The organism is Pseudarthrobacter siccitolerans, assembly GCF_030823375.1.
Taxonomy (GTDB): Bacteria; Actinomycetota; Actinomycetes; order Actinomycetales; family Micrococcaceae; genus Arthrobacter; species Arthrobacter siccitolerans_A.
In genome coordinates this window covers 26,343-48,940 of record NZ_JAUSXB010000001.1, presented here as the reverse complement: position 1 = coordinate 48,940, position 22,598 = coordinate 26,343, and the positions used below count along the sequence as shown (strand labels likewise).

The window sequence follows — 22,598 nt, the reverse complement described above, 5'->3', positions numbered from 1 at the left end:
CCTGGTCGGCAGTTCAATGAAACCCTACTCTAGTGAGATTTGCCCGGAACAGTGACACGATGGAGTCATGAGCGAAAGCAGCATCCCGTCACGTCCTGCCGCTTTCAGCTATCCCGGCCATGGAGCCAACGCGCGGATCGGCGTGGCCATCTGCCACGGCTTTACCGGCAGCCCGCTGAGTGTGTTGCCGTGGGCGCAGCACCTCGCCTCCCAAGGGTACGCAGTGACCGTTCCCCTGCTGCCCGGCCACGGCACTGACTGGCGCGAGCTGGCCCGGACCCGGTGGACCGACTGGTACAGCAGTTTCGAAACCGCCTACCTCGACCTTTCGGAGCGCACCGAGACATGTTTTGTTGCCGGTTTGTCCATGGGCGGAGCCATCGCCCTGCTCACCGCCTCCCGGCACCCGGTGGCTGGCGTCTCGGTGGTCAACCCCGGCCTCAGCTTCTACGACCGGCGGATCCGGGTCATCGGCGTGCTCAAGTATTTCCAGAGAACAACCATGCCCATCCAGGAGGAGCAGGCCACCGCAACCGTTACTGAGGACGGGGACTATTCGCGCACTCCCCTGTCGGCGGTGCACGAACTGAAGAAACTGTTTGGCGCAGCCCTGCGGGGCCTTACCCGTATCACAGCCCCGGTGCAGGTATTCAAGTCCGATACGGACGCAGTGGTCCCGCCCACCTCACTGGCCGTCTTGCGAAACCGGCTGGGCGCCCGCCTCATTGAGGTGGTGGGCCTTGCCAGCAGCGGCCATGTAGCTACGCTGGACGTGGACGCGCCGGAGATCTTTACGAAATCCAGCGCCTTTTTCCGCGCCCATGCCCGCCAGACCACCTCAATGGAGACGCCATGACCTCCACTCCGGACCACAGCCCCTTCAGCAGTCCGTTCGGAAACGAGGGGCCGCGGATCGGCGTGGTCCTCTCGCACGGGTTCACCGGAAGCCCCCATGGCCTGCGTTCCTGGGCCGAGGCCTTCGCCGCGGCGGGTTTCGCTGTCCGCATGCCCCTGCTGCCGGGGCATGGCACCAGCTGGCAGGAGCTCGCACGGACCCGGTGGCAGGAGTGGCACGGCGCCCTTGATGACGCGTACCTGAAGCTCGACGCGGACTGCGACTTCGTCTTTTCAGCCGGCCTGAGCATGGGTGGAACACTCGCCCTGCGGGTCGCCGCCACGCGCCCCGTGGCCGGGGTGGTCCTCGTGAATCCGGGGCTCGTGATTGACGATCCGCGCGCGCCGCTCGCCGGGATCCTGAAGCTGGTCATGAAAAGCACCCCGGCCATAGCCAACGACATCCTCAAGGAAGGCATGGACGAGGGAGCCTACCCGCGCACCCCCGTAGCCGCCGCGCACGAGCTCAACAAAATGTTCAAGGACACCGTCCGGCTCCTGCCCAGGGTCACCGCACCCGTCCGCGTCTACCGGTCCACCATTGACCACGTGGTCTCCGACGCCAGCATTACGGCCCTTCGCCGCGGCCTTACCAACGCGCCCCTGGAGCTTGTCCGGCTGCACAACAGCTACCACGTGGCCACCATGGACAACGACGCGGAACAGATCTTCCAGGGTTCGGTGGACTTTATCCGCAGCGTAGTCTCTGCTGCCGGTCCTGCATCCGCTTTTCCCGCAGCGTCGGGCCAGGAGGCTACCCATGAACAGGCCTGACCCCGGCTCGCCGGACCAGGGCGCCAACCAGGACGACGCCGTCTGGCTTGACCTGGTAGCCCGGCTCGAAGGGAACTCCCCCAACCAACCTGATGAAGCGGCAACGGAGCAGAACCCCGCGGCAGGCGGCCCACTTGCCCCGCCGGGACGGGCAGCGACCTTCCGGGACTTCGACCCCCTGGGCCTTGCGGGAGCCGCGCCCGCCGAACTGTCTGCAGCCGAACGGCAGGAAGCCTCCGCGGACGGCCGGAACGCCAACGAATCCGCCACGGACGGCAACGCATCAGGGCCGCGCGACTACGATGCGGCGGAGGACGGGGGCGAGTTCATCCCCGAGGAACCGCCCAGCCTTGCCGGCACGGACCCGTTGACCATGCTGGCCTGGCTCGCCGCGGTGGGCGGGCCCATAGCACTGCTGTTGTCGGCCATGTTCTGGCGCTCGGCGCCGCTGCTGGCCATCGTGGGAATCGTCGCCGTGTTTGTCCTCGGCGCGGTCTACCTGATCATGAAGCTTCCGCAGGAAAAAGACGACAACGACGACGGCGCGCGGGTTTAGCACCGCCGGCGGCCCTTGCTTCAGCCCCGCAACCGGCTGCTGACCCGGGAGAGGTCCGCCGCGCCGATCAGGCCGGCGTTAGGTCCCAGCGCTGCCAACTCAATGCCGGCTGCGGGCCGGAAGCCCCGGCCGGTAAGGTTCCGCGCAAATGCCTTCCGGGCAGGCTCCACCAGGAGGTCTCCGGCGGAACACAGCCCGCCGCCGATGACGAACAGGCCGGGATCCAGCGCCGCCGCCAGGTTGGCGAGCCCCAGCCCAAGCCACTCGCCCACCTCATCAAGAAGTTCACGCGAGGCTGCGTCGCCTGAGAGCGCAAGTTCGGTGACGATTGCGCCAGTGATGGTCTCGGGGTGTCCGCCCACGGCTGCCAGGAGTTCCTGCGCCACCGGAGAATTTGCCCGCGCCAGGATCCGCGCTTCCCGTCCGAGCGCATTGCCGGAGGCGTACTGCTCCCAGCAGCCCCGGTTGCCGCACTCGCACCGGTGCCCGCCGGGCATGATGATCTGGTGCCCGAACTCGCCGGCCACGCCAAACCTGCCGCGCTCCACCCGGCCGTCCATCACCATGGCGCCGCCGATTCCCGTGCCCAGCGTGATGCATACCAGCCGGTCCTCACCCTGCCCGGCACCAAAGCGCCATTCCGCCCAGGCCGCGGCGTCGGCATCGTTGGCCAGCAGGACGGGACGGCGCAGCAGTTTTTGCAGGTTGTCCCGCAGCGGCTCGTTCCGCCAGGCCAGGTGCGGGCTGAAAAGCACGGTGCCGCCGTCGAGGTCCATCCACCCGGCGGCGCCGATCCCTACGGACCAGATCCGGTGCCCGCGGCCCAGCTCTTCGACGAGCTCGACGATGACCTGCTCCACTGCCCGCGGATCCGTCCCGGGCGTTGAACGGCGGGCCTCGCTGAGGATCCTGCCCTCGGCGTCCACCACGCCCGCAGCAACCTTGGTTCCACCGATGTCGATACCGATGGCGAGGCCCCGCCGTCCGAGGCGCAGGTGCTCGCGGAAACTTTCCCCGTGCCGCATCCCTGCGCGGCCAGGGGTTGGCCGCCGCCGCCATGGAACCGGACGTCGCAAGGGGCCGGCCTGTTCGCCGGGAGGCGGTGCATACATAGTCACCCATTCTAGGCGGGCGACTCCCGGGCGGGCGGCTCCCGGCCAGGGATGTCCGCTCTGTTGCATTGACGGCTAAGTTACCGGCAAGTAACTTTAGATACACCATGGCCCGTTACTGGCGTACTAGTCTTTAGGCATACCCTGCCCGGGTCTTCGGATATCAAAGGAGCTATAGTGCGCGAATTCAGTGTTCCGCCTCTTGTTGTTGTCCCACCGGAAACCAACATCACGGACCTGGTACTGCGGCAGGCCGCCAAGCCCAGCAACCCTTCACTGTTTTCCCGGCTGGACTCCGCCGGATCCTGGCAGGACATTTCCGCCACGGACTTCCTTGCCGATGTCACCGCCCTCGCCAAGGGCCTGATGGCCAGCGGCGTGTCCGTCGGCGACCGCGTGGGAATTATGTCCCGGACCCGTTACGAGTGGGCCCTGGTTGACTTCGCCATCTGGTTCGCGGGAGCCGTTTCGGTACCGATTTATGAAACTTCCTCCCCGTCGCAGGTGGCCTGGAACCTCGGGGATTCCGGTGCCGTCGCAGCGTTCGGCGAAACCGCCCACCACGAAGACGTGATCCGCCAGGCCGTGAACGCCGAGGGCCTCACGGCGCTCCAGCATGTATGGCAACTGGAAGGCCGCGGGTTGGATTCGCTGCGCGAAGCCGGACGGAATATCAATGATGCGGACTTGGAAACGCGCCGCGCTTCAGCCAGCCTGGCGGACGTGGCCACCATCATTTACACATCCGGCACCACGGGTCGCCCGAAGGGCTGCGAACTCACCCACGGAAACTTCGTGGAACTTTCGGAGAACGCCCTCGGCATCATCGGCGAGATAGTCCACGAGAACGCCAAAACCATCATGTTCCTGCCCTTGGCGCACGTTTTCGCCCGTTTCATCTCCGTCCTCGCCATGGCCGCCGGGACCACCGTGGCCCATACGCCGGACATCAAGAACCTCCTCTCCGACCTGCAGAGCTACGAGCCCACCTTCATCCTCGCCGTGCCCCGGGTGTTCGAAAAGGTGTACAACTCGGCATTGACCAAGGCCGAGGACGGCGGCAAGGGAGCCATCTTCCACCGGGCTGCCGATACTGCCATCGCCTTCTCCAAGGCACGCCAGAATGGACGGGTGGGGCTGGGATTGAAGCTTCGCCACGCCCTCTTCGACAAACTGGTGTACGACAAACTGCGGGCTGCGATGGGTGGCCACGTCGCCCACGCGGTATCCGGGGGCGGGCCGCTGGGCGAACGCCTGGGACATTTCTTCCAGGGCATCGGCCTGCAGGTGCTTGAAGGCTACGGCCTCACGGAAACCACAGCCCCGATCTCGGTCAACACACCATCGCTGATCAAAATTGGATCCGTGGGAAAGCCCCTGCCGGGGAACGCGGTCAGGATCGCCGCTGACGGCGAGATACTGGCCAAGGGCGTCTGTGTGATGCACGGCTACTACAAGCGCGAGGACCTCACCGGCGAGACGTTCGACGACGGCTGGTTCCGTACCGGCGACGTGGGCCGCCTCGACGAGGACGGCTTCGTCTGGATCACCGGCCGGAAGAAGGAAATCATTGTCACCGCCGGCGGCAAGAACGTGATCCCCGCACTGCTGGAGGACCAGATCCGGGCCGACGCCCTGGTCTCCCAGGTTCTGGTGGTGGGTGACAACAGGCCCTTCATCGGAGCTCTCGTCACCCTCGACCAGGAGGCCCTGCCCGGCTGGCTGCAGCGCCACGGCCTTCCGGCGGACACCACGCTGGAGGAGGCGGCCAACAACCCTGTGGTCAAGGCCGCCGTCCAGGACCTGGTTACCGCAGCCAATACATCGGTTTCCCAGGCCGAGGCCATCAAGTCCTTCCGCATCGTCCCGGCCGACTTCACCGAGGCATCAGGTCATCTGACCCCCTCGATGAAGGTCAAGCGAGCACAAGTGATGAAGGATTTCGAAACCGTCATCGAAGAGATGTACGCGGCGCCCCGCTCGTAGCAAGGCACCACTAAGAGGCATGCCCTGGTCCGGAAGCGTGCGTAAAAGGGGCCCCGCGCCCCCGCTCGCCGCGAAGCGGCCCAAGCGGGGCGAGGGGCATAGCACGCAGAGGATGAGGCCTGCCTCGACCGCAGCCCGCGCCGGCAACCAAGGAAGGGTCCTCCCGTCGGGGAGGACCCTTCCTTGGTTAACTCAGCCCCGGGCTCTACTGCTCAACCACCAGCAGCAGGTCTCCACCTTGTACCTGCTCCACAGCGGAGATGGCGAGCCGGGAGACCTTGCCGGCTACCGGCGTCGTGATGGATGCTTCCATCTTCATTGCCTCGATGGTTGCCACGGTGTCGCCTGCCTTGACCTCGTCGCCGGGCTTGACCGTGACGGTGACGGCACCGGCGAACGGGGCTGCGACGTGACCGGGCTGGGCGGGGTCTGCCCGCTCGGCCGCCTTGACGTTGCTGACCACGGAACGGTCGCGGACCACCACGGGACGGGACTGGCCATTCAAGGTGCACATAACCGTGCGCATGCCCTTTTCGTCGGGCTCGGACACGGCTTCGAGGGACGCGATCAACCGCACGCCCTTCTCCAGCTGGATCTCGTGCTCCTTGCCGCGCTGGAGGCCGTACAGGTAGTCGCGGGTATCCAGCACCGAGATGTTGCCGTACGTCTCCACGCTCTTCAGGTAATCCTTGGTGGGGCCATCGAAGAGCAGCCTGTTCAGGGTGTGCTGGCGGGTCTTCGAATCTGACTTCAGGGCAGCGCTGTCCTCGGCGCTGAGCTCAGCGTCCCGGACCTTCACACTCCGGCCCTGGAGGGCTTTGGTGCGGAAAGGCTCAGGCCAGCCGCCCGGAGGATCGCCGAGTTCGCCGGACAGGAACCCGATAACCGAATCAGGGATGTCGTAGTTCTGCGGGTTCTCGTTGAAGTCCGCCGGGTCCGCGTTCAGGCCCACCAGGTGCAGGGCGAGGTCGCCCACTACCTTCGACGACGGCGTGACCTTGACCAGGTGGCCCAGGATACGGTCCGCGGCGGTGTACATGTCCTCGATCGCTTCAAAGCGCTCCCCCAGGCCCAGGGCCATGGCCTGCTGGCGCAGGTTCGAGAGCTGCCCGCCCGGGATCTCGTGCTGGTACACGCGGCCGGTGGGGCCCGGAAGGCCCGATTCGAACGGGGCGTAGACGCGGCGGACAGCTTCCCAGTACGGCTCCAGGGAACTGACGGCCTCCAGGCTAAGGCCGGTGTCCCGCGGGGTGTGCGCCAGGGCTGCCACCAGGGCCGAGGCTGACGGCTGGCTGGTAGTTCCGGCCAGCGACGCCGAGGCGACGTCCACAGCATCCACACCGGCATCCACAGCAGACAGCAGGGTGGCCAGCTGGCCTCCGGCGGTATCGTGGGTGTGCAGGTGCACCGGAAGGTCGAAGCGTTCCCGGAGGGCTGCCACCAGTTTCGCGGCTGCCGCCGGACGAAGCAGGCCGGCCATGTCCTTGATCGCCAGGATGTGGGCTCCGGCGTCAACGATCTTCCCGGCGAGCTCCAGGTAGTAGTCCAGGGTGTAGAGCTTCTCGTTGGGGTCCAGCATGTCGCCGGTGTAGCAGAGCGCCACTTCCGCGACGGCGGTGCCGGTGGCCCGTACTGCGCGGATGGCGGGTGCCATCTGGCTGACATCGTTCAAGGCGTCGAAGATCCGGAAGATGTCGATGCCTGTGGCCGCAGCCTCGTTGACGAACGCCTCGGTGACCTCTTCGGGGTACGGCGTGTAGCCCACAGTGTTGCGTCCGCGGAGCAGCATCTGGATGCAGACGTTGGGCAGCGCCTGGCGCAGGGCAGCGAGCCGGTCCCACGGATCTTCGCCCAGGAACCGCAGGGCAACGTCGTAGGTGGCACCGCCCCAGGCTTCAACGGACAGCAGCTCCGGCATTAACGCCGTGACGGCAGGGCCGGCCGCGACGAGGTCCCGGGTCCGGACCCGGGTGGCAAGCAGCGACTGGTGTGCGTCACGGAAGGTGGTGTCCGTGACGGCCACCGCATTCTGCTCACGAAGCGCTTTGGCGAAGCCTTCCGGGCCGAGCTCCCGGAGCCTCTGCCGTGAGCCCGGTGCCGCCTGCTTGTCCTTGACGGAAGGGAGTTTGCTGGCCGGGTTCGAGTGGACGGTCAGCTCGCCGTTGGGCTTGTTGACGGTGACATCCGCCAGCCAGGTGAGGAGCTTGGTGCCGCGGTCGGCAGAGACGCGGGCCTTGAGCAGCTCCGGGCGCTCGTCGATGAAGGACGTAGCCACATCGCCGGCGATGAAATCGGGATCGTCCAGTACTGCTTGCAGGAAGGAGATGTTGGTGGAGACGCCGCGGATACGGAACTCCGCGAGGGCACGGCGGGCGCGGGCGACGGCGGCCGGGTAGTCCCTGCCGCGGCAGGTGAGCTTGACCAGCATGGAGTCGAAGTGCGGGCTGATTTCGGCACCTGAGTAAACAGTGCCGCCGTCGAGCCTTACACCCGCGCCGCCGGCGGAGCGGTAGCCGGTGATTTTTCCGACGTCGGGGCGGAAGCCGTTGGCCGGGTCCTCGGTGGTGATGCGGCTCTGCAGGGCGGCGCCGCGCAGCCTGACGGTGTCCTGGGACAGGCCAAGGTCAGCCAACGTCTCGCCGGCTGCGATACGCATCTGCGCCTGCACGAGGTCGACGTCGGTGACCTCCTCCGTCACGGTGTGCTCCACCTGGATGCGGGGGTTCATTTCGATGAAGACGTGCTGGCCCGCGCGCTCACCCACGGTGTCCACAAGGAACTCCACGGTGCCGGCGTTGACGTAGTTCAGGGCCTTGGCGAACTTGACGGCGTCCCGGTAGAGGGCCTGCCTGATGCCCTCGTCCAGGTTGGGAGCCGGGGCAATCTCGATCACTTTCTGGTGGCGCCGCTGGATGGAGCAGTCGCGTTCGAAGAGGTGCATGACGTTGCCCTCTGCATCGGCCAGGATCTGCACTTCGATGTGCCGCGGGCGCAGTACTGCCTGCTCGAGGAACATGGTGGGATCGCCGAACGCCGCATCTGCCTCGCGCATGGCGGACTGCAGTGCCTCGGGCAGGGCTTCGCGGGTGTCCACCCGCCGCATGCCGCGCCCGCCACCGCCCGCCACGGCCTTGGCGAAGATGGGGAAACCAATTTCATCGGCCGCCGCAATAAGCTCGTCCAGGTCCTTGGAGGGCTCGCTGGACTTCAGGACCGGAACACCCGCGTCACGGGCAGCCTTCAGCGCCGCCACCTTGTTGCCCGCGAGTTCCAGCACCTCGGCCGGTGGACCTACAAAGGTAATACCCGCGTCCTTGGCCGCCCGGGCCAGGTCCGGGTTCTCGGAGAGGAACCCGTAGCCGGGGTAGATGGCGTCGGCGCCGGACTCCTTGGCCACCCGCACTACTTCAGCAACGTCCAGGTAAGCACGGACGGGATGGCCCTCTTCGCCAATCAGGTAGGCCTCGTCCGCTTTTTGGCGGTGGATCGAGTTCCTGTCCTCTTGGGGGAAAACGGCAACGGTCTTTGCGCCCAGCTCGTAGCCGGCGCGGAAGGCCCTGATCGCGATTTCGCCGCGGTTGGCCACCAGAACTTTGGAAAACATACTTCTCCTGCATCATTGCGGGTGGATCGGTGAGTGGTCACAGTGTCTAGGACCTACAAGGACAAACACAAATCTTTGTGGCCACCATCACAGAATTCCCCGTCATGTCCCGCGCCCTTTCGCCGGGCCGGGCGGAAACCGCCCCCTGCAGCACAGCAGGTGCCATGCCGACGCCCGATAAAGCAGGATTCGCCGACGCATCCACATATGATGAGTAGGGCGGCAGGACCGTCCGGCTTCGGCGCTGCCGGAGCAAACATTACCCTCAACACGGCACCCGGCGTTAGGTTTTGGTCTCTCAAGTGCAAGTAGTCAGCATCAGCAGCCTCAAGGGTGGAGTCGGCAAGACTTCCGTCACCACAGGATTGGCATCTGCCGCGCTTGCCGCAGGCGTCCGCACGCTGGTGGTGGACCTGGATCCGCACGCCGATGCGACCACCGCCCTGGGCGTTCAGCCGGGCGACCAGCTGGACATTGGCAGGATGCTCAAGAACGCCCGCCGCGCCAAGCTGGCAGAGAATGTTGTGGGCAGCAGCTGGACGGCGCTCGCCCAGTCCAACGGTTCCGGCCCGGCGGTCCTGGATGTCGCCGTCGGCTCTGCCTACACGGGAATCTATGACCGCCCGGACCTCAGCCGCCGTGACCTCCGTCGGCTGTCCACTGTGCTGGCCGGCGCGGATGACTACCAACTGGTCCTGATCGACTGCCCGCCGTCCCTCAACGGCCTGACCCGCATGGCGTGGTCGGCCAGCGACAAAGTGGCCCTGGTCGCCGAGCCGGGCTTGTTCTCCGTGGCCGGTACCGAGCGGACCATGCGGGCCATCCAGCTTTTCCGACAGGAGTTTGCGCCCAACCTTTCACCCGCAGGCATCATCGCCAACCGCGTGCGGTCCGGTTCCTCCGAGCACAGCTACCGGCTGGCCGAAATGGAATCCATGTTTGGTGAGCTCCTGCTGAGCCCGAGGATCCCGGAGCAGGCGAACTGGCAGCAGATCCAGGGCGCCGCCCACCCCGTGCACCACTGGCCCGGCGACTCGGCCAAGTCCGCTGCAGCTTTGTTTGATGACCTGCTGGCAAACCTCATGTCAGTGGGCAGCGGCCTGCGCAGCCGCACCCGGTAGAAAATCAGGCTCAACGACAGAAGCCGCTCTCCGTGGGGAGAGCGGCTTCTGCCATTTAAACACTCAGCTGATCTTGCGGGCAGCGCGCCGCTTGCTTAGTTCGTCGTCGGGAAAGGACTGCTCTGCGGCATGCTCACTCGGCAGTGATGCCAGGCTGCCTTCCACCTCGCGCCAGACCCGGCCTACGGCGATGCCGAACACACCCTGGCCGCCCTGCACCAAATCAATCACTTCGTCAGCCGAGGTGCACTCGTACACGCTGGCGCCGTCGCTCATCAGGGTGATTTGGGCGAGGTCTTCCACGCCGCGCTCCCGAAGGTGCTCAACGGCGGTGCGGATCTGCTGCAGCGAGACGCCGGTGTCCAGCAGTCGCTTGACCACCTTCAGCACCAGGATGTCGCGGAAGCCGTAAAGCCGCTGGGACCCTGAGCCGGCGGCGCCGCGGACGGCGGGTTCAACCAGTCCGGTGCGTGCCCAGTAGTCCAACTGGCGGTAGGTGATGCCTGCGGCCTTGCAGGCGGTGGGACCCCGGTAGCCTGCGTCCTCGTCCAGGACGGGAAGGTCTTCGGTGAACAGGAGGCCCTGGGCACCGCTCGCGGGCATCGCAACACCAGCCGTGGGCTGCTTCAGCCCGCCTGCTTCGCCTTTGGGACTCACCTGGATCCTCCTTGTCATAAGCCCCCCGTGAACTACTGCAGCGGCAGGAACAGGTACGAAGACCATGCCTGTAATTTCCGCGGGGCGCACCTTCCAGTGTGACTTGCGCGGCTGCCGTAAGCAATGGGAACTTGATACTTCGACGTTAGGCCCGCGGGGACGCAAGGTCAAAGACGTTGGCCGGTTCAACGAGGCGTGTCGGAACTTTCATCCTCAACTTTAACCTTAACGTGACCTTAGCCGTCGAAATCCTCGGGCTCCACGTCGTCCAGGAACTCCCGGAAGCGGCGCAGTTCGCGCTCTTCGTCCACGGTGGGGCCGGGCTCGGCGTCCTCCCCCTCATCGTGCTCGGTGATCCGGACGCCTGCTTCGTCCATCACCGAATCGGCACACCAGATGCGGCACTTGGCACGCAGGGCGATGGCGAGTGCATCGGAGGCACGGGAGCTCACGGTGGTGCCGTTCTCAAACTGGAGCTGGCCGTAGAAGATGTTGTCCTCCACCGCCACGATGTTCACACTGACCACGGAGTGGCCCAGCGATTCAACGACGTCCACCAGGAGGTCGTGGGTCATGGGCCTGGGCGGAACAACACCCTGCTGGGCGAGGGCGATGGCGCTTGCTTCCGGGGTGCCGATCCAGATGGGCACGTGCCGTTCGCCGTGCATCTCCCGCAGGAGGACCAGTGGCTGGTTGGAGGGCAGTTCGATCCGAACGCCTACGATCTCAACTTCAATCATCAGATGTCCATGCGTGAGATGTGGTCCTGCACCAGAGCCCGGTGCAGGGTAAGGCAGAGGTCGCTGATTTCGCGGGCAGCCTCCGCCGCGCGCGCCTGGGACGCGGCGTCCCTGCGCGAGGCAAGCGGCGCCACGGCGCGTTCCACCAGCCCGAACTCCCGCTCGGCAGCTGCCTGGAACGGACGGAGGTGCCGCGGCTCAAGCCCATGGCTTTCCAGCTGCACGCAGGCCCGGGCCACCTGGAGGGCGTGCTCGTCAAACTGTCCGTTGGAATGGCTGATGAGCCCGAAGCTCAGCAGGGCCTGGAGCAGCGGCACGCTGGCGCCGGACTCCGTCCGCAACTGTTCCTCAGTGAGCTTGCGCCCCCGGCTTTGGAGTTCTGCCGCCAGCTCATCGGACACGATCCGAGGGGAAACCACGACGCCGGGCGGCAGGTTTTCCGGGCGTTCTCCCCTGTCGATGGCGTCGAGGTAGTCCTTGATGACCTTCAGGGGCAGGTACTGGTCCCGCTGCAAAGCCAGGACAAAACGTAGCCGTTCCACGTCGCCGTCGGAATACTGGCGGTAGCCTGCAGGGGTACGCCGGGGATTAATCAGCCCCTTTTCCTCAAGGAACCGGATTTTTGACGCTGTCATCCCTGGGAAGTCACCGCTGAGCTGGGCGAGGACTTCGCCGATGTTCAGGACCTGCGGTCCCCGGCGTTCCGGTTGTGCCATTGCCACAGGCAGCGGTCCCCGGATCAGCCGCGGCCTGCAGCGCTGGCAGGGCTGAGGTAGAAGGTGAGGCGGAACTTGCCGATCTGGACTTCGCTGCCGGACCTGAGCTCCACGCTGTCCACGCGGTCGTGGTTGACGTAGGTACCGTTGAGGCTGTTCTTGTCCACCACTTCGAAGCTCCGGGCAGTGCGGCGGAATTCCACGTGCCGGCGGGAGACGGTGACGTCATCAAGGAAGATGTCGGCGTCGGGGTGGCGGCCGGCGGTGGTGACGTCCGAGTCCAGCAGGAAACGCGCACCGGCGTTCGGGCCGCTGTGCGCAACGAGGAGCGCGGAGCCGGCCGGCAGTGCCTCCACCGAGCTGCGCTCGTCCGATGACAGCTTGGGCGCGATGGTGGGTTCATCGGTCACCGGGGTGAGATGGATCGAGGTGGTCTCCGATGCCCTGGCCGCACCAGTGCCGTATTCCCCATCGGCAGGGTTGTGTGTGTGGCCAGCCATGGACTCCTCCTCTTCGACGATGCGGCTCTCAGGCCGACATTCAACTTTTACTCTCCGGCCTGCCCGGCAGGTCCGGCACCGGCTCCCGATCCGGCCGCTGACGTGCGAAGACGTTCCGTCTGCACGACCGGCCGAACCGGATGTACCGGTTAGCTTTTAGCCTACCTGTTGTTCGTACTCGGATGCACTGAGCAATGACTCGACGGCGTCCGGTTCGGCCAGTTTGACTTCGATGAGCCAGCCGTCGCCGTAGGGATCGGTGTTGATCAGGGCCGAATCAGTGTCCAGGGAGTCGTTACGGGCCACTACTTCGCCGCTGACCGGGGCGTAGATGTCGCTGACGCTCTTGGTGGACTCAACCTCGCCCACTACTTCGTTCGCCGTAATCTTCGTGCCGACTTCGGGCATCTGGGCGTAGACAACATCCCCTAGCGCGTCCTGGGCGAAGTCAGTAATGCCCACGCGCACCACGCCGTCGGCATTGGGGGCAGAAATCCACTCGTGCTCGGCGGTGTAGGACAGGTCTTCGGGAATGTTGCTCATCAGGGGCCTTTCATCGGGTCGAACACCAATGTCAACGGGGGCCCAAACAGGCCGCCGCTGAAAGTATAGGCATAACTGCCGGGGCGTTCGCGGGGGATTCTGACAAGATGGGACGCATGACCGCGCGCACTGTCCCCCTGCCCCGGGAAGCATCAGGGTAACCATGCCCGAACTTCCCGAGGTGGCCGGCCTGGCTGAATTTCTTGACAAGCATCTGCAGGGAACGTCGGTGACCAAGGTGCAGATCGTGTCCTTCGCCGTGCTCAAGACGGCTGATCCACCCTTCAACGCCCTTGAGGGCAGGACCGTGACGGGTGTGCGCCGCTTCGGCAAGTTTGTCAGCATCGACACCGATGGAATTTCCCTGGTGTTCCATCTGGCGCGGGCCGGCTGGGTGCGCTTCACGGATTCCCCCACTGATGCGCAGTTGAGGATGGGCAAGGGCCACATCGCGGCGCGCTTCACTTTCGAAGGCTCCGATGGGCCGCGCGGCTTCGACCTTACCGAGGCCGGAACCAAAAAGAGCCTGGCCGTGTACGTGGTGCGGGACCCGCAGGACGTTCCCGGGATCGCCACCTTGGGCCCGGACCCGTTCACCGAGGCGTTCGACGCCGACATGCTGGCGGAGATCCTCGCGGGCAGTTCGCAGCAGATCAAGGGGCTCCTGAGGAGCCAGAGCGTGATCGCCGGCATCGGGAACGCCTATAGCGACGAGATCCTGCATGCAGCCCGGATCTCGCCCTTCGCCACGGCCAAGTCGCTGGACCGCGGAACGGTCCAGGTCCTCTATGACTCCATCCACAGCGTCCTGGGCACGGCACTGGCGGAGGCACGCGGCAAGCCGCCGAAGGACCTCAAGGACGTCAAACGGAGCCACATGCGGGTCCACGCGCGGACCGGCCTGCCGTGTCCCGTGTGCGGGGACACGGTCCGCGAGGTTTCCTTCGCCGATACCGCCCTGCAGTACTGCGCCACCTGCCAGACGAAAGGCAAGATCCTGGCCGACCGCAGGACGTCAAAGTTCCTGAAGTGATGGCGCGTTGCCCAGATTGATGCCGGAAGTGATGGCGCGTTTTTCGAGGAGCAAAGAGGCAACAAAAAAGTGGAAGCACCAGATTTCTCCGGTGCTTCCACTTTTTGGTCGGGCTGACAGGATTTGAACCTGCGACCCCTTGACCCCCAGTCAAGTGCGCTACCAAGCTGCGCTACAGCCCGTCAGTTCCGCCGTTCTCCGCTGCGCTTCATCCGCGGGCTAACCCGGGGATTTCCACCAGCAGTCCGGCCGAACCACCTAGAAGAGCTTACACGATCCCGGAGGGTGCCAGTGACACTTTCCGGGCATTGGGCCAATGCGTGTTGCGCACATCACCGCAATTAACGCTTCTTGCCGCGCTTTTCCCGCACCCGCATGTTGACCTCGATGGGCGAGCCCTCGAAGCCAAAGGTTTCGCGCAGCCGGCGGGTGATGAAGCGCCGGTATCCGGGGTCCAGGAAGCCTGTGGTGAACAGCACGAACTTCGGCGGCCGGCTTGAGGCCTGGGTGCCGAAAAGGATGCGCGGCTGCTTGCCGCCCCGCACGGGGTGCGGGTGGGCAGCGACGAGTTCGCCCAGGAAGGCGTTCAGGCGGCCAGTGGCAATGCGCTTGTCCCAGCTTTCCAGCGCCACGTCCAGGGCAGGAGCCAGGCGGTCCTTGTGCCATCCGGTCTTGGCCGAGATATTGACCCGGGGAGCCCAGCTCACGTGGGCCAGGTCCTGCTCGATCTCGCGTTCGAGGTAGCGCCGGCGTTCGTCGTCGAGCAGGTCCCACTTGTTGAACGCCAGCACCAGGGCGCGGCCCGATTCAATGGCGAGCTGCAGGATCCTGACGTCCTGCTCGCTGAGGACCTCGTCCACGGCGAGGAGCACGACGGCGACCTCCGCCTTTTCGAGCGCGGACTGCGTCCGCAGGGAGGCATAGAAGTCCGCGCCCTGGGCCATGTGCTGGCGGCGGCGGATGCCTGCGGTGTCCACGAACCGCCAGGTCCGGCCGCCGAGTTCGATGAATTCGTCCACGGGGTCGCGGGTGGTGCCGGCGGTGTTGTCCACCACCACCCGTTCGGTGCCGGCGAGCTTGTTCAAGAGCGAGGACTTGCCCACGTTGGGGCGGCCGATCAGGGCAATGCGGCGGGGGCCGCCGGAGCGTTCCAGTCCCTCAATGGTGGAGAACTCGGGAAGGACGTCCATCACATGGTCCAGCAGGTCAGCCACACCCCGGCCGTGCAGGGCGGATACCGGGTAGGGCTCGCCGAAGCCGAGGCCCCACAGTGCAGCGGAGTCCGCTTCCTGCGCAAAGTCGTCCACTTTGTTGGCCACCATGATGACGGGCTTCTTGCTGCGGCGCAGCATCTTCATTACGCCTTCGTCGGTGGCGGTGGCGCCCACGGCGGAATCGACGACGAAGAGCACTGCGTCCGCGAGCTCCACGGCCATTTCGGCCTGCTCGGCCACCCGGGCGTGGATGCCACGGGCGTCGTGTTCCCAGCCGCCGGTGTCCACCAGGGTGAAGTTGCGCCCGTTCCAGTGCGCGGAGTACATCACACGGTCGCGGGTGACGCCGGGGGTGTCTTCGACCACGGCTTCACGCCGGCCGAGGATGCGGTTCACCAGCGTGGACTTGCCTACATTGGGCCGGCCGATGATGGCCAGGACGGGGTCAAGTTTGACGGGGCCGTCATAGTCCTCGTCGTCGTACTCGCCGCTCAGGAGCGCGGCGTCGTCCTCGTCAAGGTCGTAATCCTCAAGGCCCGCCCGGAGGGACGCCGCGCGGAGCTCCGCTTCGTCGTCGTCAATGGCCGCCAGCCGCTCGGCCACCTGGTCGGTGCCTGTGGGGGTGTATTCGTCGTCGCCGGCGCCTGGGTGGCCGGAGGTCTGGGTGGTGTCGCTCATTGCACTGTCCTTAGTGGTCATCTGCCGGCGTCCCGGCTACTGCTTGAAGTCTTTGTGAATTGCTGGCCGCCGGCAGTGGCTGCCCGGTCAGCTGAATGGAATCCTGCACGTGCCCTGACAGTGCGGCCCGGATCTCCAGCGCCGCCCTGTCCATTGAAGCACGGCCGCTTTCCCCGGCCCTGCGGCTCAGGGTCAGCGCATTGCCGAAGCTGACGTGGAAGCGCCTGCCCGGCCGCGGTACGGAATCAAGGTGCTCGTCGCCCTTGCGGGTACCCAAAATCGAAACCGGCACTACCGGCGCGCCGGAGTTCAGGGCCAGCCAGGCAACGCCGCCGTTGATGTCTTCCGCTGCCCCGCTCCCCCGCGTTCCTTCCGGGAGGATCCCTACGCAACGGCCGGCGTCGAGCACTTTCCTGCAGCGCTGCAGCGCAGCGCGGTCTCCGGAGCGGTCCACCGGCAGTTGCCCGGAGGCGGTGAGGACCCGGCCCAGGAACCCGGTGAACATCTCCTGTTTCACCAGGATGTGCATGGGCCGCGGCGAGGCACCGAACATGACCGGCCCGTCCAGGAAGCTAATGTGGTTCCCGGCGAAAATCACCGGACCGCCGGTGGGGACGTTGTGCCGCCCTGTGACGGATGTCCGGTAGACCAGGTGGTCCAGGATCCAGCCCACGGGCCTGCTCCAGGCCATGGTCCAGCCGGCGGGAATCCCCGGCGTGCCATGAGGCATTACCGGCTCAGTCACGGTTCAGGACCTTGGTCACAATCACCAGGGCTGCGGCAACTGTCTGGTCGAAGTCGAGGTCCGAGGAGTCCAGGGTGACCACGCCGGAGGCGGCCTGCGTGAAGTTGACCACCGTGGAATCCTTGGCGTCGCGATGGGTGACCTGTGCGGCCAGCTGTTCGGCGTTCTGCGTACCGCCAAGCTGGATGCCGCGGCGGCGAAGCCGGGCTTCCTCGCTGGCGGTCAGCAGCATCCGCACCTCTGCTCCGGGTGCGACGACGGTGGTGATGTCCCTGCCTTCCACCACCATGCGGCGGTGGTGCTTTTCGATCAGTGCCCGCTGCCGTCGGATGAGTTCCGTCCTGGCGCCGAGGGTAGTGGCCACGGCGCTGACTGCCGAGGAGATGGCCGGTTCGCGGATGGCGTCTGTAACGTCCGCCCCGTCCACCCGGACATACTCCTCGTTGGGGCTGGTGCTCAGGTCCAGGACAAGGTCGCGGGAGGCCTGCTCAACGGAGGCGGCGTCCTCCAGGTCGATCCCGCCGGAAACGCAGTACCAGGTGAGGGCGCGGTACATCGCACCGGTATCGAGGTAGGCCAGGCGGAGCCGGCGGGCCACTTCCTTACTGACGCTGGACTTGCCTGAGCCTGACGGCCCGTCAATGGCAACCACCAGCGGCCTGCCGAGGCGGAGCGCCGGCAGGGTGTCAAGAAGTTCCTGTGTCATTACTGAAGTACCCGCCATCCGCGGTCGTTTAATGCTTCGATCAGGTGGTCATGCTTATTGGGCAACACTGACAATTCCACCATGCCCACGTTCTGGCCCGACGAATGATCCAGCCGCAAGTCCTCAACGTTTACGCCGATTTCACCGATCTCGGTCAGGAGCTGCGCGATCTGGCCCGGCTTGTCGTCCACCAGGACGGTGAGCCACGAATACGCCTGCGGAGGACCGCCGTGCTTGCCAGGGATCCGGGCCTGGCCTGCGTTGCCTTCGCTGATCAGCTGCGCAAGATCCAGGCGGGCACCTGGCGCTGCCGGCCGTTCCAAGGTGCCGATCAGCCGGTTGAGGTCCTCGCGCACGCCGTAGAGGATCTCCACCACTTTCGCCGCGTTGCCGTTCAGGATCTGCACCCACAGGGTGGGATCGCTGGCAGCGATCCGGGTAACGTCCCGCAGCCCGTTGCCCGCCAGGGACAGCGCATGCAGGGGCGTGCCCTGCAGGCGGCTGGCCAAAAGCGATGACATCACCTGGGGCAGGTGCGAGACCAGGGCCACTGCTTCGTCGTGCTCGTCGGCCGTGAACCTGGAAACCACAGCCCCCAGGTCGGTGGCCAGCGAGCGGGCCACCTGGAGGGCGGCACCGGAAGTCTCATCGGATGGGCATACCACCCAGGGCATTGACGTGAACAGCTCGCCGCGGGCAGCAACCGGCCCCGACTTTTCCCGTCCTGCCATGGGATGGGTGCCGACGTAGCGTGACAGGTCCACGCCACGGCTGCGCAGGGCCGAGAGGATTCCCGCCTTGACGCTGGCAATGTCCACCACCACGGATTCCGGGTAGTCAGCCAGCGCCTTCGCCACCACATCGGCTGTGACATCCGGCGGCGCGGCAACAACCACCAGTTGCGGCACCTCACCGGCAAGCGCATCCAGTGGTTGCCCTGCCCCGATGTCCACCGCAACAGCCTGGTTGGTGGGCGATGGATCGGACAGGTAGACAGGTACCCCGCGCCCGCGCAGTCCCAGGCCAATGCTGGTCCCCAGCAGCCCCGTACCGATGACCACCACCGGCCCGTCCAGGTGCCCGCGGCCCTGGCTCTGGAAAGCGGACATGGTCAGAGCCCTACGGATGCCAGCAGGTGGCCGACTTCCTGCTTGCCCAGGTTGCGGATGCTTCCCTGGCGCTGGTCACCCAGGCCGATGGGTCCCACCTTGACGCGGACCAGCCGCAGGACCGGGAATCCGACGGCGTCGAACAGGCGGCGGACGATGCGGTTCTTGCCCGAGTGCAGCACAACTTCGATCAGCACATGGCCGGGGGTGGAATCCACCAGCCGGAAGGAGTCGACGGAGGCGAAGCCGTCCTCGAGTTCCACACCCTGCTTGAGCTGGGCACCGATACCCTGGGGGAACGGCCCACGGACCTGCACCAGGTACGTCTTGGGAACCTCGTAGGACGGGTGGGTCAGGCGGTTGGCCAGCTCGCCGTCGTTCGTCAGCAGGAGCAGCCCCTCGGTGGCGACGTCAAGCCGGCCCACGTGGAAGAGCCGTTCGCCGTGCTGGTTGCGGAGGAAGTCGCTGATGCAGGGGCGGCCTTCGGGATCCTCCATGGTGGACACAACACCCTTGGGCTTGTTGAACACCATGTACACCAGGTTTTCGTCCAGCTGGATGCGCAGTCCGTCCACGTGGATAACGGCAGTCTTGGGATCGATGCGGACGCCGAGCTCGGTGACTACCTGGCCGTCCACTTCCACCCGGCCTTCAGCGATCATCTCTTCGCAGACGCGGCGTGATGCCACTCCGGCCGAGGCCATCACCTTTTGCAGCCGCACGCCATCGGCATCGTGGAGTTCAGACTGGGCAACCTCGCCGCGCGGGCCCTTCTTCCGTGTTGGCCTGCGGACGGGCCCCAGGTTCTGGCCGAAGCGTTCGCTGCCGAACGCACGCGAAGCGGCTGCTCCCGGTGCGCCGGTACGCGGCTTCTGCTTGGGCGCGCCGGGCGTTCCGGGCGCCTTCTTGGCTCCGGGCTTGCGCGCAGCAGGCTTCCGTGAAGAGGGCTTGGCGGACTTTTGTTCCGCCGCTCCGCGTCCGGTCCGGGCTTCTGGCGCCTGGTCCGGATCGATAAAGCGCTCCTCGCGCGGCTTCGGGGCGCGGTGCGGCCGGTCGCTTCCGAACCCGGCGGCGCGCTTGGCGGAACCGCCGCGGAAGCCGCCGCCGGAATTGCCGCCGCCGGAATTGCCGCCCTGGGACGTGTTGCGTCCCGGCGTGCTGTTGTGTCCGGGGCTGTTGCGTCCCGAACCGTTACGTGGTGAACCCTGGCGTCCCGCCTGTGTCATGACCCGTCCTTCGATATATTGACCGGCAAGGTGTCCAAGGACAACCCTAACCAGCCGCGCAGAAATAATCTGCCCTTGTAAGTACTCGTGCCGCAGCCAGGGCTGGTCCCCTGCCTACGTTCTTTCGACGTCGTAGAACTCCGCGATCCCGTCCAGCCCCGGGAGGTGCGGGGACAGCTGCGGCAGCTCGGCCACTGAACCGATTCCCATCCGCTCCAGGAAGTAAGAGGTGGTCCGGTAGAGGATGGCGCCGGACTCCGGATCTGTTCCCGAGTCCTCGATCAGCCCGCGCTGCGCGAGTGTCCGTACGACGGAGTCAACATTGACTCCCCTGATTGCGGACACCCTGGCCCTGGACACCGGCTGGCGGTAAGCGATCACCGCGAGCGTTTCCAGGGCGGCCTGGGTGAGCCTGGCCGTCTGCCCCTCCAGCACATATTTGCCCACGATATGGGCGAATTCGGCACGGGAGTAGATCCGCCAGCCACCGGCGACTTTCCGCAATTCAAAACCCCGGGGGCTGGAGCCGAAACCAGCTGCGCTGGCTGAATCCATATCCGGGGCTTTAACAGTATAGCCGTTATACTCCTGCTGAAGTTCTGCCAGCAGGCCGATGACCGCATCTACGGTCAGCTCCAGGCCCGCAGCCAGTTCCTCTTCTGTGGCGGGCTGGTCGATGACCATCAGCACGGCCTCGAGGGCGGCTTTGGCGCCGCCGGGAAGACTTCCGGCGTCTGACTCTTCCTGGCTTGTGTCCTCTGTCGGACGTTCAGTCACAGCTGCTCCTCAAATTCCTCGCTTAGGTTCTGCGCAGACCAATCCCCGCTCCCCGCCGTCCAGTGCACCGCCAGGTCCCCCAGCGGCGAGAGCTGGTCGAAGGAAACTGCCTTGTCACGGAAGAGCTCCAGGAGGGCAAGGAACCTGGCAACCACCACCAGGGTGGAGTCAGCGTCGGCGATCAGGGTCCGGAAGGCCAGCGGCGATTCGAGCTGAAGCCGCAGGCCCATGATTTCAGCCTGCTCCTTGACGCTGACGTTGCCGCCGTGCAGGTGGGCCAGGCCCACTTCTGTTGGCTGCGGAGCCTTGGGTTGCATGGCCGCTTCCGCCAGGCGGGCAAACTGTTCCGGGGTGTGTCTCCAGACCAGCTCGGGAAGCATCGCGGCGAAGTGTTCCTCCAGTGCCACCTGGCGGGGAAAGCGGAGGGCCTCCTGATGCAGCGTTTCGCCGAGGATGCCGGCCACCTGCTTGAAGGCCTTGTACTGGAGCAGCCGGGCGAAGAGCAGGTCCCTGGCTTCCAGCAGCGCGATGTCTTCGCCGTCTTCGACTTCTCCGGCGGGCAGCAGCCGCGCAGCTTTGAGGTCCAGGAGCGTTGCGGCGATCACCAGGAACTCGCTGGCTTCATCGAGGGCCCACTCTTCGCCCAGCTTCTGCAGCTTCCGGATGTACTTGATGAACTCATCGGTGACGGTGGCGATGGCCACCTCGGTGATGTCCAGCTGGTGTTTGGCGATCAGCCCCAGGAGGAGGTCGAACGGACCCGTGAAGTTGGCCAGCCGCACTTCGAAGCCGGGCCTGGTTTCGGCCACGGCGTGGCTAGGGTGCGCCGCCGCGCGAAATCAGTTCCTTGGCCAGCCTCCGGTAGGCGTCGGCCCCCACGTGGGTGGCGGCGTAGCTGGTGATGGGTTCAGCAGCTACGGTGGCGTCGGCGAACTTGATGGAGCGCTTGATCACGGTTTCGAAGACTTTGTCCCCGAAGGCCTCCACCAGGCGGGCGATCACTTCGCGGCTGTGCAGCGTGCGGGCGTCGTACATGGTGGCCAGCACGCCGTCCACCTGCAGGCGGGGGTTGAGCCGGTCCTGGACTTTGTCGATGGTTTCCACCAGCAGCGCCACGGCACGCAGGGCAAAGAACTCGCAGATCAGCGGGATGATAACGCCGTGCGCGGCGGTCAGGGCGTTGACGGTGAGGAGGCCGAGGGACGGCTGGCAGTCGATGAGGACGACGTCGTAGTCGTCTTCGACTTTCTTGAGTGCACGGTCCAGCACCTGCTCGCGTGCCACCTCATTAACCAGCTGCACTTCGGCTGCCGAGAGGTCGATGTTGGCCGGCAGCAAATCAACGTTTTCCACGCCGGTCTGGTGGATGGCGTCACGGATGTCCACTTTCCGGTCCATCAGCACGTTGTAGACAGTGAGGTCCAGCTCGTGGGGGTTGACGCCCAGGCCTGCTGACAGGGCGCCCTGGGGATCGAAGTCCACCAGGAGGACGCGGCGGCCGTATTCGGCCAGCGCTGCCGCGAGGTTGATGGTGGAGGTGGTCTTTCCGACGCCGCCCTTTTGGTTGACCATGGCGATGACGCGGGCCGGACCGTGGGAGGACAGCGGCGCGGGTTCCGGGAACTCGCGGTATGGGCGCCCGGTGGGCCCCATCACCGCGTCTTCCAGGTCGAATTCCGTGCCCTCCAGAGTTGCTGAACCCTGTTCGCTGCTCACGTATCTATCCACACTTTCGATGACGGTGATTTCCTGCCGCTGGATGGCCAGCAACGCTCCTGCTTCTTCCCAAGGTTACAGCGCCCGACACGGTATTCGAGGCAACTTGACTTTCCGCGGATGTTGAGCCTTGACCCTCTAGCTGAGGTCGAAGGTTCCCCTCCCTCCCGGCACGAAACTGCCCCCGCAGC

At 65.7% G+C, this 22,598-nt stretch carries 21 protein-coding genes and 1 tRNA gene; 6 read left to right on the top strand and 16 right to left on the bottom strand.

The window, feature by feature from the left end; translation table 11 throughout:
- The first annotated feature begins 67 nt into the window (after positions 1–67).
- Genes QFZ36_RS00220 through QFZ36_RS00210 form a run of 3 tightly spaced genes read left to right on the top strand, consistent with a single transcriptional unit; the run spans position 68 to position 2,224 of the window.
- The gene (locus QFZ36_RS00220) at positions 68–856 is read left to right on the top strand and encodes an alpha/beta hydrolase (RefSeq protein WP_306632938.1); all 789 of its coding nucleotides are present in this window, start codon (positions 68–70) and stop codon (positions 854–856) included.
- A complete protein-coding gene (locus QFZ36_RS00215) occupies positions 853–1,668 on the top strand; it encodes an alpha/beta hydrolase (RefSeq protein WP_306632936.1) in 816 nt (271 codons plus the stop codon). The genes QFZ36_RS00220 and QFZ36_RS00215 overlap by 4 nt, the downstream gene beginning before the upstream one ends.
- Positions 1,655–2,224 carry a hypothetical protein gene (locus QFZ36_RS00210; protein ID WP_306632934.1) on the top strand — a complete coding sequence of 190 codons (570 nt, stop codon included), beginning with the start codon at positions 1,655–1,657 and terminating at the stop codon, positions 2,222–2,224. The genes QFZ36_RS00215 and QFZ36_RS00210 overlap by 14 nt, the downstream gene beginning before the upstream one ends.
- A gap of 20 nt (positions 2,225–2,244) precedes the next feature.
- Here the strand turns inward: QFZ36_RS00210 and QFZ36_RS00205 are convergent, their stop codons facing one another.
- Entirely contained in the window at positions 2,245–3,336 is a 1,092-nt protein-coding gene (locus QFZ36_RS00205) for an ROK family glucokinase (protein ID WP_373427004.1), read from the bottom strand.
- 177 nt (positions 3,337–3,513) lie between these two features.
- Here QFZ36_RS00205 and QFZ36_RS00200 point away from each other — a divergent pair, with 177 nt between their 5' ends.
- Entirely contained in the window at positions 3,514–5,322 is a 1,809-nt protein-coding gene (locus QFZ36_RS00200; RefSeq protein WP_306632930.1) for an AMP-dependent synthetase/ligase, read from the top strand.
- 205 nt (positions 5,323–5,527) lie between these two features.
- Here QFZ36_RS00200 and QFZ36_RS00195 read toward each other — a convergent pair whose 3' ends face one another.
- Positions 5,528–8,926 carry a pyruvate carboxylase gene (locus QFZ36_RS00195; protein ID WP_306632928.1) on the bottom strand — a complete coding sequence of 1,133 codons (3,399 nt, stop codon included), beginning with the start codon at positions 8,924–8,926 and terminating at the stop codon, positions 5,528–5,530.
- Positions 8,927–9,228: 302 nt separating this feature from the next.
- Between QFZ36_RS00195 and QFZ36_RS00190 the strand changes: the two genes are divergently transcribed.
- Positions 9,229–10,047 carry a ParA family protein gene (locus tag QFZ36_RS00190; RefSeq protein WP_306632927.1) on the top strand — a complete coding sequence of 273 codons (819 nt, stop codon included), beginning with the start codon at positions 9,229–9,231 and terminating at the stop codon, positions 10,045–10,047.
- Between the two features lie 63 nt (positions 10,048–10,110).
- Here the strand turns inward: QFZ36_RS00190 and QFZ36_RS00185 are convergent, their stop codons facing one another.
- The 5 genes from QFZ36_RS00185 to gcvH form a co-directional block, all read right to left on the bottom strand.
- Positions 10,111–10,704: a MerR family transcriptional regulator gene (locus QFZ36_RS00185; protein WP_306632926.1), complete on the bottom strand. Its 594-nt coding sequence runs from the start codon at positions 10,702–10,704 to the stop codon at positions 10,111–10,113.
- 236 nt (positions 10,705–10,940) lie between these two features.
- Positions 10,941–11,444 (bottom strand): bifunctional nuclease family protein, encoded by a 504-nt coding sequence (locus tag QFZ36_RS00180; RefSeq protein WP_190988956.1) that lies wholly within the window; start codon positions 11,442–11,444, stop codon positions 10,941–10,943.
- Entirely contained in the window at positions 11,444–12,160 is a 717-nt protein-coding gene (gene ftsR, locus QFZ36_RS00175) for a transcriptional regulator FtsR (protein ID WP_306632923.1), read from the bottom strand. Before ftsR ends, QFZ36_RS00180 begins: the two co-directional genes overlap by 1 nt.
- A 23-nt stretch (positions 12,161–12,183) precedes the next feature.
- Positions 12,184–12,660, bottom strand: a complete 477-nt coding sequence (locus QFZ36_RS00170; protein ID WP_306632921.1) for an FHA domain-containing protein — start codon at positions 12,658–12,660, stop codon at positions 12,184–12,186.
- Positions 12,661–12,816: 156 nt separating this feature from the next.
- Entirely contained in the window at positions 12,817–13,203 is a 387-nt protein-coding gene (gene gcvH / locus QFZ36_RS00165; protein ID WP_306632919.1) for a glycine cleavage system protein GcvH, read from the bottom strand.
- Between the two features lie 163 nt (positions 13,204–13,366).
- On the opposite strand from gcvH, the gene QFZ36_RS00160 reads away from it, so the two are divergent.
- Positions 13,367–14,236: an Fpg/Nei family DNA glycosylase gene (locus QFZ36_RS00160; RefSeq protein WP_306632917.1), complete on the top strand. Its 870-nt coding sequence runs from the start codon at positions 13,367–13,369 to the stop codon at positions 14,234–14,236.
- Positions 14,237–14,341: 105 nt separating this feature from the next.
- On the opposite strand, the gene QFZ36_RS00155 is transcribed toward QFZ36_RS00160, so the two are convergent.
- The 9 genes from QFZ36_RS00155 to QFZ36_RS00115 all read right to left on the bottom strand — a co-directional run bounded on the left by QFZ36_RS00155 (position 14,342) and on the right by QFZ36_RS00115 (position 22,407).
- Positions 14,342–14,418, bottom strand: a tRNA-Pro gene (locus QFZ36_RS00155).
- 159 nt (positions 14,419–14,577) lie between these two features.
- The gene (gene der, locus QFZ36_RS00150) at positions 14,578–16,128 is read right to left on the bottom strand and encodes a ribosome biogenesis GTPase Der (protein WP_306632915.1); all 1,551 of its coding nucleotides are present in this window, start codon (positions 16,126–16,128) and stop codon (positions 14,578–14,580) included.
- 10 nt (positions 16,129–16,138) lie between these two features.
- Positions 16,139–16,819: a lysophospholipid acyltransferase family protein gene (locus tag QFZ36_RS00145; RefSeq protein WP_306639031.1), complete on the bottom strand. Its 681-nt coding sequence runs from the start codon at positions 16,817–16,819 to the stop codon at positions 16,139–16,141.
- Between the two features lie 46 nt (positions 16,820–16,865).
- Positions 16,866–17,579 carry a (d)CMP kinase gene (gene cmk / locus QFZ36_RS00140; RefSeq protein ID WP_306632913.1) on the bottom strand — a complete coding sequence of 238 codons (714 nt, stop codon included), beginning with the start codon at positions 17,577–17,579 and terminating at the stop codon, positions 16,866–16,868.
- Entirely contained in the window at positions 17,579–18,688 is a 1,110-nt protein-coding gene (locus tag QFZ36_RS00135) for a prephenate dehydrogenase (RefSeq protein WP_306632911.1), read from the bottom strand. The genes cmk and QFZ36_RS00135 overlap by 1 nt, the downstream gene beginning before the upstream one ends.
- A gap of 2 nt (positions 18,689–18,690) precedes the next feature.
- Positions 18,691–19,914, bottom strand: a complete 1,224-nt coding sequence (locus QFZ36_RS00130; protein WP_306632909.1) for a pseudouridine synthase — start codon at positions 19,912–19,914, stop codon at positions 18,691–18,693.
- Between the two features lie 114 nt (positions 19,915–20,028).
- The gene (gene scpB / locus QFZ36_RS00125; RefSeq protein WP_306632908.1) at positions 20,029–20,691 is read right to left on the bottom strand and encodes an SMC-Scp complex subunit ScpB; all 663 of its coding nucleotides are present in this window, start codon (positions 20,689–20,691) and stop codon (positions 20,029–20,031) included.
- Positions 20,688–21,500: a segregation and condensation protein A gene (locus QFZ36_RS00120; protein ID WP_306632906.1), complete on the bottom strand. Its 813-nt coding sequence runs from the start codon at positions 21,498–21,500 to the stop codon at positions 20,688–20,690. The genes scpB and QFZ36_RS00120 overlap by 4 nt, the downstream gene beginning before the upstream one ends.
- Positions 21,501–21,507: 7 nt before the next feature.
- Complete coding sequence (locus QFZ36_RS00115) at positions 21,508–22,407, bottom strand: ParA family protein (RefSeq protein ID WP_306632904.1); 900 nt, start codon at positions 22,405–22,407, stop codon at positions 21,508–21,510.
- Between the last annotated feature and the right edge of the window lie 191 nt (positions 22,408–22,598).

Bases quoted from the DNA above. Each gene is read 5' to 3' on its own strand.
- QFZ36_RS00220 (WP_306632938.1), top strand. From the start codon at position 68: ATGAGCGAAAGCAGCATCCCGTCACGTCCTGCCGCTTTCAGCTATCCC.
- QFZ36_RS00215 (WP_306632936.1), top strand. From the start codon at position 853: ATGACCTCCACTCCGGACCACAGCCCCTTCAGCAGTCCGTTCGGAAAC.
- QFZ36_RS00210 (WP_306632934.1), top strand. From the start codon at position 1,655: ATGAACAGGCCTGACCCCGGCTCGCCGGACCAGGGCGCCAACCAGGAC.
- QFZ36_RS00205 (WP_373427004.1), bottom strand. From the start codon at position 3,336: ATGTATGCACCGCCTCCCGGCGAACAGGCCGGCCCCTTGCGACGTCCG.
- QFZ36_RS00195 (WP_306632928.1), bottom strand. From the start codon at position 8,926: ATGTTTTCCAAAGTTCTGGTGGCCAACCGCGGCGAAATCGCGATCAGG.
- QFZ36_RS00180 (WP_190988956.1), bottom strand. From the start codon at position 11,444: ATGATTGAAGTTGAGATCGTAGGCGTTCGGATCGAACTGCCCTCCAAC.
- ftsR (WP_306632923.1), bottom strand. From the start codon at position 12,160: ATGGCACAACCGGAACGCCGGGGACCGCAGGTCCTGAACATCGGCGAA.
- QFZ36_RS00170 (WP_306632921.1), bottom strand. From the start codon at position 12,660: ATGGCTGGCCACACACACAACCCTGCCGATGGGGAATACGGCACTGGT.
- gcvH (WP_306632919.1), bottom strand. From the start codon at position 13,203: ATGAGCAACATTCCCGAAGACCTGTCCTACACCGCCGAGCACGAGTGG.
- QFZ36_RS00160 (WP_306632917.1), top strand. From the start codon at position 13,367: ATGCCCGAACTTCCCGAGGTGGCCGGCCTGGCTGAATTTCTTGACAAG.
- der (WP_306632915.1), bottom strand. From the start codon at position 16,128: ATGAGCGACACCACCCAGACCTCCGGCCACCCAGGCGCCGGCGACGAC.
- QFZ36_RS00145 (WP_306639031.1), bottom strand. From the start codon at position 16,819: ATGGCCTGGAGCAGGCCCGTGGGCTGGATCCTGGACCACCTGGTCTAC.
- cmk (WP_306632913.1), bottom strand. From the start codon at position 17,579: ATGACACAGGAACTTCTTGACACCCTGCCGGCGCTCCGCCTCGGCAGG.
- QFZ36_RS00135 (WP_306632911.1), bottom strand. From the start codon at position 18,688: ATGTCCGCTTTCCAGAGCCAGGGCCGCGGGCACCTGGACGGGCCGGTG.
- QFZ36_RS00130 (WP_306632909.1), bottom strand. From the start codon at position 19,914: ATGACACAGGCGGGACGCCAGGGTTCACCACGTAACGGTTCGGGACGC.